The organism is Terriglobales bacterium (assembly GCA_035573675.1).
Classification (GTDB): Bacteria; Acidobacteriota; Terriglobia; order Terriglobales; family Acidobacteriaceae; genus DATMAB01.
In genome coordinates this window covers 20680-32329 of the sequence record DATMAB010000013.1, presented here as the reverse complement: position 1 = coordinate 32329, position 11650 = coordinate 20680, and the positions used below count along the sequence as shown (strand labels likewise).

Annotated in this window: 13 protein-coding genes; 3 read left to right on the top strand and 10 right to left on the bottom strand. The window is 64.5% G+C overall.

Features of this window, described 5'->3' with window-relative positions; genetic code table 11:
• Positions 1-7: 7 nt before the first annotated feature.
• Together VNK82_04790 and VNK82_04785 are read left to right on the top strand one after the other, a co-directional pair.
• Positions 8-511: a DinB family protein gene (locus tag VNK82_04790; protein ID HXE90263.1), complete on the top strand. Its 504-nt coding sequence runs from the start codon at positions 8-10 to the stop codon at positions 509-511.
• Between the two features lie 84 nt (positions 512-595).
• Entirely contained in the window at positions 596-1753 is a 1158-nt protein-coding gene (locus tag VNK82_04785) for a hypothetical protein (protein ID HXE90262.1), read from the top strand.
• A 31-nt stretch (positions 1754-1784) separates the two neighbouring features.
• Here VNK82_04785 and VNK82_04780 read toward each other — a convergent pair whose 3' ends face one another.
• The 5 genes from VNK82_04780 to VNK82_04760 form a co-directional block, all read right to left on the bottom strand.
• Positions 1785-3032 carry an HD domain-containing phosphohydrolase gene (locus tag VNK82_04780; protein HXE90261.1) on the bottom strand — a complete coding sequence of 416 codons (1248 nt, stop codon included), beginning with the start codon at positions 3030-3032 and terminating at the stop codon, positions 1785-1787.
• 293 nt (positions 3033-3325) lie between these two features.
• Positions 3326-3874 carry a LemA family protein gene (locus VNK82_04775; GenBank protein HXE90260.1) on the bottom strand — a complete coding sequence of 183 codons (549 nt, stop codon included), beginning with the start codon at positions 3872-3874 and terminating at the stop codon, positions 3326-3328.
• A 24-nt stretch (positions 3875-3898) separates the two neighbouring features.
• Positions 3899-4459: a LemA family protein gene (locus VNK82_04770; GenBank protein ID HXE90259.1), complete on the bottom strand. Its 561-nt coding sequence runs from the start codon at positions 4457-4459 to the stop codon at positions 3899-3901.
• Between the two features lie 21 nt (positions 4460-4480).
• Positions 4481-5263 carry a GIDE domain-containing protein gene (locus VNK82_04765; protein HXE90258.1) on the bottom strand — a complete coding sequence of 261 codons (783 nt, stop codon included), beginning with the start codon at positions 5261-5263 and terminating at the stop codon, positions 4481-4483.
• 50 nt (positions 5264-5313) lie between these two features.
• Entirely contained in the window at positions 5314-6027 is a 714-nt protein-coding gene (locus tag VNK82_04760; protein ID HXE90257.1) for an HAD family hydrolase, read from the bottom strand.
• A 191-nt stretch (positions 6028-6218) separates the two neighbouring features.
• Here VNK82_04760 and VNK82_04755 point away from each other — a divergent pair, with 191 nt between their 5' ends.
• Complete coding sequence (locus tag VNK82_04755; GenBank protein ID HXE90256.1) at positions 6219-6551, top strand: PilZ domain-containing protein; 333 nt, start codon at positions 6219-6221, stop codon at positions 6549-6551.
• Between the two features lie 162 nt (positions 6552-6713).
• Here the strand turns inward: VNK82_04755 and VNK82_04750 are convergent, their stop codons facing one another.
• The 5 genes from VNK82_04750 to VNK82_04730 all read right to left on the bottom strand — a co-directional run bounded on the left by VNK82_04750 (position 6714) and on the right by VNK82_04730 (position 11591).
• Positions 6714-7589, bottom strand: coding sequence for an MqnA/MqnD/SBP family protein (locus VNK82_04750; GenBank protein ID HXE90255.1), 876 nt, complete (start codon positions 7587-7589; stop codon positions 6714-6716).
• 12 nt (positions 7590-7601) lie between these two features.
• Positions 7602-8039: a biotin transporter BioY gene (locus tag VNK82_04745; protein HXE90254.1), complete on the bottom strand. Its 438-nt coding sequence runs from the start codon at positions 8037-8039 to the stop codon at positions 7602-7604.
• A gap of 183 nt (positions 8040-8222) precedes the next feature.
• Entirely contained in the window at positions 8223-8384 is a 162-nt protein-coding gene (locus VNK82_04740; protein ID HXE90253.1) for a hypothetical protein, read from the bottom strand.
• Between the two features lie 164 nt (positions 8385-8548).
• The gene (locus tag VNK82_04735; GenBank protein HXE90252.1) at positions 8549-9904 is read right to left on the bottom strand and encodes an aminopeptidase P N-terminal domain-containing protein; all 1356 of its coding nucleotides are present in this window, start codon (positions 9902-9904) and stop codon (positions 8549-8551) included.
• Positions 9905-9992: 88 nt separating this feature from the next.
• Complete coding sequence (locus VNK82_04730; protein HXE90251.1) at positions 9993-11591, bottom strand: cellulose synthase family protein; 1599 nt, start codon at positions 11589-11591, stop codon at positions 9993-9995.
• Positions 11592-11650 lie beyond the last annotated feature (59 nt).

Sequence of the window (11650 nt, the reverse complement as noted above, 5' to 3'; positions counted from 1 at the left end):
CAGACTGATGGCAGAAACGGTGAAGCAGTACGTGCGGCGCATCCTCGGGTATGTGGAAGGGCACGACCCGCTCGCAGTACAGCAGGCGACGCCCCGCCGTCTGGCGCGCCTGATCCGCGGGCGCAGCCGTGCGCAACTGGCGCGACGCCCCGCCCCGGGCAGGTGGTCCGTGGCGGAGGTCCTGGCGCATCTGGCCGAGTCCGAGATGGTGGCCGGCTATCGCCTGCGTATGATCCTGAGCGCCAACGGCACCGCCATCCAGGCCTTCGACCAGGACAAATGGGCCAAGGTCGGCAAGTACGCCCGGCAAGATCCGAAACAGTCGCTGGAAATGTTCTCCACCCTGCGCCGCAGCAACCTGGCGCTGCTGCGCTCGCTCCAGCCCCGGCAGTGGCGCATGTACGGCATCCACTCCGAACGCGGCAGGGAGACCGTGGCTCGCATCGCCACCATGTTCGCCGGGCACGACATCAATCACACGCGGCAGATTGAGAAGGTCCTGCGCGGCTGACGTCCGGCGCCGCTTTCGAATCCGGCTGGGCCCGGCATATAATCCGCGCGGTTCCCGAAGCCAGCGGCGCGGCGGTGCTCCAGCATGTCGGACGAGCGACGAAGGGCCGTCATTCTCAGCCTTGCGGCCGGGGCACTGGGCTTCCTGCTGAACTCCTGGAGCGTACCGCTGTTTGCCGACGTCCCCTTGATGTTCGGCGGCGTCTTGCCGCTGGCTGTGGCCCTGCTCTGCGGTCCGTATTGGGGAGCGCTGGCGGCGGCGCTGGCTGCCGGCCGCACGCTGACGCTGTTGGGCCATCCGTATGCCATTGCGGCCGTCGTGCTGGAAGCAGCCGCGGTCGGCTTGCTGGTGCGCCGCCGCTGGATGCCACTGGCGGCCGACCTGCTCTACTGGGCGGTCGCCGGCGTTCCGCTGCTCTACCTGACGCACGTCGTTGCCTTGCGCGAGGCAACGCCCGGCGTGTGGTTCATCCTCGCCAAGACGCCGCTCAACGGCCTGCTGAACGTCCTGCTGGCGGAGCTGGTGGTCGGTGCTGCGGTGATGCGCGGCTGGATCCCGGGTGGTCTTGCCGCGGGGGAGCCGCGCTCCCTGCGCTTCTACCTTCTTCACGTGCTGGTGCTTACCACCACGGTTCCCGTGCTCGGACTCAGCGTGTTGCACTGGCGCCTCTACGCCCACGAGCACGCAGTGTCCGAAGCCGAACGCTACCACCTGGCCACGCTGCTGCTGGCGCTGGCGGGCATCGCCTTCTCCATCGTGTTCGCACGCGTGGCTGCGGCCCGTGTGCTGCGCCCGCTCGACCATCTGGTCGACCACGTGCGCGGCCTGCATCTCACCACGCGGGACGGTCCGGCTCCGCTTGAGGCGGCTCCCGGGATCCCCGCGGAGGTGGCGCAGCTCTCCGGCGAGTTCTCCGGCCTGGCCGTGAGCCTGCTCCGATCTCACCAGGAGCTCGAGCAGACCCTGGCGGAGCGCAATCGGCTGAACCAGGAACTGCAAGCCCTGGCCGCCGACCTGGAAAACAAGGTCCGCGAGCGCACCGCGGAACTCGAAGCCATGCTGGCTGAGGTCAAGACGCTGCGCGGACTGCTGCCGGTCTGCGCTTCCTGCAAGAAGATCCGCGACGAGCAGGGAAATTGGAACCCCATGGAGACCTATATCCGCGCCCGCTCCGAGGCCGAGTTCAGCCACGGCATCTGTCCTGACTGCGCCCGGCGGTTGTATCCGGAGATGTACTCCTGAGCGCCGTCGTTCCGGCCAATTACCAAATGGGTTACGCCGAGTACACCCGGCCTTTATTGATGCGGTAGTTGAGGGAGGCGGCGACCTGGTCCACGTCGGTGGGAGCGATGTTGCATTCCAGGCGCTCATCGAGGAAGGTGGGACGGTTGCGGCCGGTGGCGTCGCGGCGCACCTGCACCAGCAGGCCCTGCACGATGTTGGGATCGAACTTCTGTGGCGTCAGGCGCACGATCTCGCTGAGGGCTTCGCCCACCGAGAGCGGCTGGCGGTAGGGCCGCGGGCTGGTCATGGCGTCGAAGGTATCGGCCACCGCGGTGACGCGCACCGGCACGACCACGTCGTCGTTGCGCAACCGGTCGGGGTAGCCGGAGCCGTCGGAGCGCTCGTGGTGCCAGCGCACCACGTCCGCGATCCTGGGCCAGGGGAACTCCACGCCGCTTACGATCTTGTGCCCGATGACGGTGTGGTCGGCCATCTCCCGGAACTCTTCCGGGCCCAGCGCCGTGGGCTTGGCGAAGATGTACTTGTCCACCGTGACCTTGCCGATATCGTGCAGGTAGCCGGCGGCGCGCAGCCCGCTGACCTCGGTCTCGTCCATGCCCAGGCTGGTGGCGATGCCCGCTGCATAGCGGCCCACGCGCAGGGAGTGCCCGTGCGTGTGTACGTCCTTCACGTCGATGGCGCTGGCAAACGCTTCCAGAGTCTGGTCATAAAAGCTGTGCAGCGAGGCTAGCAGGCGCAGGTTCTCCGCGATGCGATGCTGCAGCGACTGGCTCAGATTGTGATTGTGCACGGCCAGCGCGATGTAGTTGGCCATCAGGCCCAGGGCGTCGAATTCGTCGCCCTCGTAGACGGCGTCGCCCTCGCGCCGGCCCAGCGCCAGCATGCCCACCAGCTTCGAGCCCACGCGCAGCGGTGCGATGCACTTGAACAGCTCCGGCGCCACGTTGCCGTTCGAGCTCAGAAAATTGTCGCAGCTCTTCGGGGTCAGCGCCTGCGGGGTACGCGTGGTCTGCAGCGCATGGACGTGTCGCGGCAACAGAGGGATCACTGCCGCATCGGGGAAGAGGGCAAAACCTTGCGCCGCCACCGAAGCCAGCAAGGCAGGCTTGTCGCTGTAGGTGAACAGCGCTCCTTCGCGCGCCCCTAGGGCCTCCAGCAGCAGGTTGAGCATGACGCGCGCGGTCTCGGGGAAGTCCCGTTCCGCGGTCAGTTCCGGACCGAGGTCGGCGAGGGTCTCGAAGGTTCCGAGCAGCCGCCGGAAATTGTTCTTTTTCACTGTCACGCGAAGGTGGCAGCGAAAACCGCAGAGCAGATTGAGATTACCACGCCGCCAACCACACCCGGCTCCGCCCGCCACCTTCGGGCTATTGGTTAACTTGGTGCGGTGGGGTAACTCCGGGGGCGGTTACCATGCCGATGGAACTCTACGGTTCGCTACAAATGAACACTGAGGCAGCCGAGACTGAGTGGAAGGGAAAGGATGGCCCGGCAGGCGTCCGGCGTGGCAGCGCGGATGATGAAGCCCCATGATCTGCGCCACGCCTTTCGGCGCAGACGTGGGGGAACACCCTACATGGCCACGCTCACGTCCGCGCGCTCGGCGCCAGTGGCGGCGAACAGAGGCCTAGGAACATAGGCCAGCATGCGGGCGATGAATACGTCCGGCAACTGCGCGATGCGGATGTTGAAGGTGTTGACGGCGTCGTTGTACAACTCGCGCCGGTCGGCGATGTGCGATTCGAGCTGGCTGATGCGCGCCTGCAACTGCAAAAAGTTCTGGTTGGCTTTGAGGTCAGGATACTTCTCCGCCACTGCGAACAGCGTCTTCAGCGCTCCGGCGGTTTGCTGGTTCGCCTGCAGTTTTTGGTCTACGGTGGTGGCGTTGAGCCAGGCGGTGCGCGCCTGCACCACGTTTTCCAGCGTCTGCCGCTCGTATTGCATGTAGCCCTTGCAGGTTTCCACCAGCTTGGGCAGCTCGTCGTGCCGCTGCTTCAGCAGCACGTCGATGTTGGACCAGGCGCGGTCGCACTCATTGCGGATCGAAACCAGGCTGTTGTAGACGGTGATGAAGTAGAGCACCAGGCCCGCCACCACGAGGAAGAAGAAGGCTGCAATCATGAAGCCCATAGCCTGGTTCCCCGTTCAGAAGCTGATCTTCACGTCCGCGCGCTCGGCGGCGGCGGCCTGGAACAGGTCGCGCCGCATGAAGCCCAGGAAGCGGGCCACGATCATGTCCGGCACCTGCGCGATGCGGATGTTGTAGACGTTGGCGGCCTCGTTGAATTCGTCGCGGCGGCGCGCGATGTCGCTCTCCAGTCCTGTCACCCGTCCCTGCAACTGCAGGAAGTTCTGGTTGGCCTTCAGCTCGGGATAGTTCTCGGCCACCGCGAACAGAGTCCGGAGCGCCCCGGTGATCTGGTTCTCCGCCTCCATGCGCTGAGCCGGGGTACCGGCCTGGGCCACCGCCGCGCGCGCCTTGGTGATGGCCTCGAATGTGCCCCGCTCATGCGCCATGTAGCCTTTGCAGGTGTCCACCAGCTTGGGCAATTCGTCATAGCGCTGCTTGAGCAGGATGTCGATGTCCGACCATTCCTTGTCCACGGTATTACGCATGGCGATGAGGCCGTTGTAGATGCCGATAGCCCACATCACAAGGACCACCGCCGCCACCAGCAGGACCACCAGGAATCCCAGCGCGATCATGGGCAACCTCCTCGATATCGTTTACCACAAATTCAGGCGGACCAGCAGCCATCCCAGGCAGGCCAGGAACAACGCCCCGCCCCCGAACACGTACAACCATACGTTGCGGGCCAGTTTCTGCAAGACTTCTTTTTGACTTGACTCCGCGATGAAGAACCAGGGGTGATGTTTCCCTTTCTCGATGACCACGCGCAGGTTCTCGTCGGCTTCCCCGCGGACCTCGTTGGCCATGCCGAACACGTAGACCGGGCCTCCGGGGCACAGGTTGCGCTCCGTGAAGCGCATGGGCCCCGAGTAGGAGACTCCCTGCCGCGCGCAGTAACTGCGGAAGCGTTCCTCGATGGAGCGGCCCGCCAGGCCGTCGGCGGGATCGCCACTGAAGGCCTGCTTCAGCCAGTTCACAAGGCCGCTCTCGTTTTCGTACTCCAGGTCGGGAGAAAGGTCCAGTTCAGCGCCCGCCGGGTTCACGCGCACGCGGCCGGTCTCGTCTTCCACGAAAAAGGGCACCATGTTCTGGCGCTCGTGCACGGTGACCCAGCGCGAGCTTTTGCCGCGCTTCTCGTAGCGCTCGATCTTGAGTTGCGAGCAGTAGCAGCGCACCTCGGCCAGCGGGCTGATGAACCAGGTGTCGCCCGTGGCCTTGCCCTGCACCTCGGCCAGGCCGAGCGCCACCGAGCGGCACTTCGACGTCGGCGTGTTCTCGACCAGGCGTTTATTGCGAAGGATCCGGAAGCCTTTGAAGAACGACCAGGCGCCGAAGCCGGCGCCGATGGCCGCGTACAAGATATCCCGGTCGTCGGACATCGTGCGAAGCGGCCAGCATATGCGAGAGGCGCCAAGGTGTCCAGAAGGCGCTAGAAGTGGCGGCAGAGGTCGGCGAAGCGTTCCACCACCAGCAGGCAGTTGCCGTTCGCGGGCTGGTTCACTTCCTCGTGCTCCAGAATCCAGGTGTTGTCGTGGGGCACGAAAACGGCGTTGAGCCCCGCCGAAAGCGAGGGATTGATGTCGGACCGCGGGCTGTTGCCCACCATCCAGGTGATCTCGGGTTCCAGGCCGTATTTTTCGGTGGTGCTGCGGTACGTGGCCGGGTCTTTCTCCAGCACGATCTCGACCGCGGCGAAGAAGGGCTTCAGCCCGGAGCGCTCGATCTTGCCCGACTGCTCGGTCAGGTCGCCCTTGGTCATCAGGATCAGGTGATGGCGGGCGGCCAGGTACTCGAGCGTTTCCGGTACGCCGGCGATGATCTCGACCGGATGCTCGGCGATGGTGTGCGCAAAGCCGCGGATGGTTTCATGCAGGCCGGGCGTCAGCGGCTCCAGCGACAGGCGCTCGAAGGTATCCACCAGCGCGTGGGCAAAGCTGTGCAAGCCGTAGCCGTGTTTCAGAATGCACTCGCGCTCCACATCATTGAGCACTTCGCGCACCTGCTCTGCGGTGTACTCGTGGTGATTGAGAAAGCTGATGAAGTTGGCGATGGCCCGTTCGAAATACTTGTTGTTCTCCCACAGCGTGTCGTCGGCGTCGATGAGCAGGTTCTGCGGAGACGTGATGGAAAACTCGGCGCTCATAGGCAATCTCCTTATACCGCCGAGCCGAAGTGAAATGCAAAATTGAAAATGCAAAAGGCAAAATGCAAGGCCGAGCCCCAAAAGCCAACAGCCAAGTGCGGAAAGCGGAGAGCGGAAGCCGGAAAGCCGAAAACGCGGACCGTCGGGCGGCAAGCAGAAGCCGGTGAGCGTTCTTTGTTACAATCGCGCGCATGGCCGAGCCCCCGGAACGACGGAAGTTCGAGCGCGTGGCCATTCCGGAGTCGGCGGAGGTGTACGCCGCAGATGCGCGCGGCAAACGCGCCGGGCTGGTGCGCATGCTGGGCCGCGGCGGCATGCACCTGGATACCACGCGGCGCTGGCCGGTTGGCGCCAAGCGCATCCTCACCATCACCGACGAGCGCGAAGGCATCCGCCGCAAAGTGCATACGGTCGTGCGCTATGCCGGCGGCGCGGGCGTGGGGCTGGAGTTTGAGAAGCTCACTCCGGAGGCGGCGGTCGAGATCGGGGTCATCATCGGCCGCTACAACCAGCCGGGCAGCTGACGCTTTTTTTCAACGCAGAGTCCGCGGAGATCGCAGAGAAATCCCAGAAACGCTGGGGCGCCGACGGCGCCTGACGTAGAGAGGTGCTTGCAACGTCTCTGGGACGCAGCAAGCTGCGTCTCTACCGAGGGAAGCCGAACGGAGCCAGGCCAGGCGAATTACCTAGCCCAGAAACTCCACTTTGGCGGGATGCGGAATGATGCCCGCCCGATGGCCCATCTCCAGCAGGCGGCGCACGGCCTCGCGGCCGTCTTCGCCGTAGTCGAGCGTGCGCTCGTTCACGTACATGCCGACGAACTTGTTGGCCGAATCCGGGTCGAGCTCGCGGGCGAACTGCATGGCATATTCCAGCGCCAGCTCGCGATGATTCAGCGCATACTGGATGCTGCCCTTGATGGCCGCGGAGACTTTGCGGATGGTCTCGCTGCCCAGCGAGCGCCGCACGGCGTTTCCGCCCAGCGGCAGCGGAAGGCCGGTGGAGTCGCGCCACCACCTGCCCAGATCCACCACGCGATGCAGTCCGGCCTTGGCATAGGTGAGCTGGCCCTCGTGGATGATGAGTCCCGCCTGGTAGCGTCCTTCCATCACCTGCGGGATGATCTGGTCGAACGGAACCACGGCGGTCTGTGCGTCCGGCAGGAACAGCTTCAGCGCGAGGTAGGCCGTAGTCAGCGTGCCCGGGACAGCGATGATCTGCCGCGACAGCTCCGTGTTCGTGAAGGGACGTGAGGCGACTACCATGGGACCGTAGCCGTCGCCGACGCTGCCGCCGGTGGGCAACAGCGCGTACTTCTCCTGCACGTAGGGATAGGCGTGAAAAGAGATCGCGGTAACGTCGTAGAAGCCCTCCAGCGCCTTGCGGTTCAGCGTCTCGATGTCGCAGAGCGCGTGCCGGAAGCGCAGCCCGGGCGTTTCCAGTTTGCTGGTGGCCAGGGCGTAGAACATGAAGGCGTCGTCGGAGTCCGGGCTGTGGGCTACGGTGATCTCACGCACAGCGGCGGCTTTCGTACGGCTGGACCTGGAGGAATGCGGGGTCATGCGGCCGCGGGACTAGGACTTGCCGCCACGGCGGAAGCGCTGCCAGCGGTCGGCCGCGCCCGCCGCCAGCATGATCTTGATGACCTCTGCGAACACGAAAGGCAGTGCGCCGAATTGCGCCGCGCGCTCGAGGGAACCCGTGAGCAGGAACAGCCACGCCACACCGCCGGCGAACAGGACCATCTCCGCCGCGATGCCCGCAGCCAGAAAGCGGAAGAAACCTCCGCGCTCCCGCGCCATCCCGGCGATGTAGGCTACCGCGGGATAGGCCAGGAGATAGCCGCCGGTCGGACCCAGAATCTGGGCCAGGCCGCCCGGTCCAGTCGGATTGAACACCGGCAGTCCCATGGCGCCCTGTGCGAGGTAGAGAGCCAACGCCGCCGCGCCGCGCCGGCTGCCCAGGATCATCCCGACCGCCAGCACGCCGAAGTTCTGCAGCGTCAACGGCACCGGTGTGAAGGGAAGCGGCAGCGTGACGCGAGCGCAAAGAGCGACGAAGAGAGAAGCTCCCACAACGGTGAGCCCCTGGTACAGTAACTCGGTCCTGCGGCTCGCAGGGAAAGCAGGGAAAACCGCAACGTGGCCGCGTTTTCGGTCGCGCATCCTCGGTCGGAGCCTCAGGTTGACCACAATTTAGGTTCGCGTCGCTTCCTGCTCAGCCTGGATCTCGGCCAGGGCGCGGCGCAGGGCCTCATCGGAGGCTTTCAGCTCCCGGTGCACGCGTACCCAGGCCATCACCGCCGACCCCAGCAGGGCCACGACCGAGAGTACCAACACAGCGTACAGGAAGCTCATCAACACAGACTTCTAGGATACCAGAGGAGTCGGATATCGGGTGATTGGGTATCGAACCATCGGGTCAGGTAGCCACGTGGTCATCTGGCCAAGTAGTCATCTGGTCATTTGAAACCCTGCCGCGCAGATGGCCAGATGACGAGATGACAACATGACCAGATTCCCTAATCCCGCTTGGCCATCTCCGCCTCAATCTCTTCCACGGTCCGCGGCAGGCCGGCAGACAGGCGCACCAGCTTGCCATCGTTATCGACGTAATACATGTCCTCGATGCGCACGCCCAGGTTCTCCTCCGGGATATAGATACCGGGCTCGATGGTGAACACCATGCCCTTCGGAATGGGTTTTCCGTCGTAGCCGGGATCGTGCACGTTCAGCCCTACCGAATGCCCCAATCCGTGAATGAAGTACTGCCCCAGCGGCTTGCCGTGCTTGTCCTTGCCGTGGGAGTTGATGTAGTCGTAGGCGACCTTCTGCAGCGAGTTTTCGCCGCTGCGCGCCAGGGTGGTCTTGCCGAGCTCGAAGGCCTTCTCTGCCGCTTGCTGCGCGCCCAGCACGATCTCATAGATCTCGCGCTGACGGGCGGTGAACTTGCCGTTCGTCGGCAGGGTGCGGGTGATGTCGGTGGCGTACATGGAGTACTCGCCGCCCACGTCCATCACCACCAGGTCGCCGTCGGCCAGGGTGGCCGAGTTCTCCGAGTAGTGCAGCACAGTGCCGTTGAAGCCCGACCCCACAATGGGCGCATAGGCCGGGCGCTCGCAGCCGCGCTTGAGGAACTCATACTGCATCAAGGCCGAGATCTGCTGCTCGGTCATCCCCGGTTTCATGTTGTGGAGCACGGCGCGGTGCGCGGCCATGCTGGCGTCGGTCGCCTTGCGGATCAGCCCGACTTCGCCTGCGTCTTTCACCAGCCGCAGGGCATGCACCAGCGGCCGGACGTCCCTGAATCCGACGTAATTGGGGAAAGCGTTGGAGCGCCACAGGAACTCGATGCCGCTGGTGGAAGGCGAGCGTTCGCCGCCCTCGCGGATATCGGTGTAGATGGTGACCCGCGGCGATGGCAGGATGCGGGCCAGCTCCTCGCGCATCCTGTCCAGTGGCTCCACGCGATCGAAGCCGGTGATTTCGCGGGCTCTGGGATTCTCCGGGCCGAGCTTCGGTCCAGTCCAGCGCTCCTGCGTCGTGTTGCGCGCGGCCAAAAAAAGGATCTCGACATACGGGCGCGCCGGCTCTTCGCCCTTGGCCTCGACCGCCGGCGAAATCACCAGCGCAGCATCCGGCGCCGACAACCCCGTCAGGTAATAGAAGTTGTCCTCCTGACGGAAGCCGTAGAGCGCGTTCGGCCCTTCGTTTTCCATGGGGGCGAAGAGCACCACCACGCCGCCGTTGGTCTTGGCGGCCAGCGCCTGCCGCCGCGCGCGATAGTCGGCGTTGGGCTGCCGCTCCATGGCCCCGGCCAGCGTCGTAGAGAGAAACAGCAGAGCGATCAGGAACCTGCGCACGGAAAGCCTCGCCATTGGGATTCAGAAGAAGGGGGATTCTAGCATGCCGCCGCGCGCGCTCCATGATGCCCGCGCGCGATAGCCGGCCAAAGACGCCGGCGCCCTACACCCCCACGGCGTAGGGCTTGGCACGCGCCGGCATGGGCAACGTCCAGCCGGTAAACATTCCCTGCAGCAGCGACATCACTCCCGTGTACCAGTAGCCGATTACGAACAGGATGAGGAAGGGCACGGTGATGAAGTTCTCGTTGGCCATGGCGTAGTACACGGTCGCGAAGAAGTAGCCGCCGATGGCCAGCTCGACCCACGGTACCCAGCCCAGCCGCCGGCGATACCGCGAGGTCGTCACCTTGTCCTGCCGCGTCTCGACCTTGTACTTCGGCGTCCGCTTGAACGACGACTGGATGCCCAGCAGCGCTTCGAGCACCGCTTTCGCATTGGTCACCGTCAGCCCGATGCCCAGAGCCATGAGGAACGGCAGGTAGAGGAACGTGCGCAGCCAGCTCCGCGGGTAAAGTTCCTTCTGCGACACCAGGTAGAAGCTGGAGATGGAGAAGGTCGACGCCAAAAACAGCGGCAGGTCGATGTACAGCATCTGGAACCAGCCCTGGTAGAAGCGGATGATCATCGCCGGCAACAGCAGCGTGGAGAGCACGATCATCAACGGATAGCTGAGGTTCGCGGTCAGATGGAACCACGCCTCCACCTTCACCTTGAAGGGCGCATCCGACTTCATCACCTGCGGCAGGATCTTCTTCGCCGTCTGAATCAGTCCCTTGGCCCAGCGCGCCTGCTGCGTCTTGAACGCCGTCATCTCGATCGGCAGCTCCGCCGGACACTCGACGTCCTGCAGATAGCGGAAGCGCCAGCCCTTGAGCTGCGCGCGATAGGAAAGATCGGTGTCCTCGGTGAGCGTATCGTGCTGCCAGCCGCCGGCTTCCTCGATCGCCTTGCGTCGCCACATCCCTGCCGTGCCGTTGAAGTTGAAGAACAGGCCCGAGCGCGAGCGTCCGCCATGCTCCAGCACGAAGTGGCCGTCGAGCAGGATGGCCTCCACCTCGGTGAGGAACGAGTAGTTGCGGTTGATGTGCGTCCAGCGCCCCTGCACCATGCCCACTTGCGGGTCGGTGAAGTGGTGGATGAGCCGCAGTAGAAAGTCCTCCGGCGGCACGAAATCGGCGTCGAAGATGGCGATGAACTCGCCCTGCGCCGTCTTCAGTCCCTCGTGCAGCGCGCCTGCCTTGAAGCCCTCGCGGTTCGCGCGATGATGATAGCTGATGGGGTAACCCAGGGCCACGTAGCGCTCCACCACGCCGCTAGCCACCTGGCGCGTGTCGTCGGTCGAGTCGTCGAGCACCTGGATATCCAGCTTCTCCCGCGGATACTCCAGCCGGCACACCGCTTCCACCAGCCGCTCGACCACGAAGCGTTCGTTGAAGATCGGCAACTGCACCGTCACACGCGGCAGTTCGACAAAGCGCGCCGCGGGTTCGGTCACGCGGTTCTTGCGGTTCCGGTAATAAGCGTAGACCAGCGCGTAACGATGCATCCCATAGCTGGCCAGGAGGATGAGCACGATGAAATACGGCACCAGCAGCGCCAGGTCAAACGCGTTGAGATGGTACAGCCCTTTGAAGGTCGTGTCGAAGAAGTGGCGGCGGATGTACTCTTCCAGCCCGCGCTGGCGGGCGAATGCCGCCATCCAGATGAGTGCAAAACTGAACAGGGGAGGGCTCCCGTCGGATGAAAATTACAGATGCG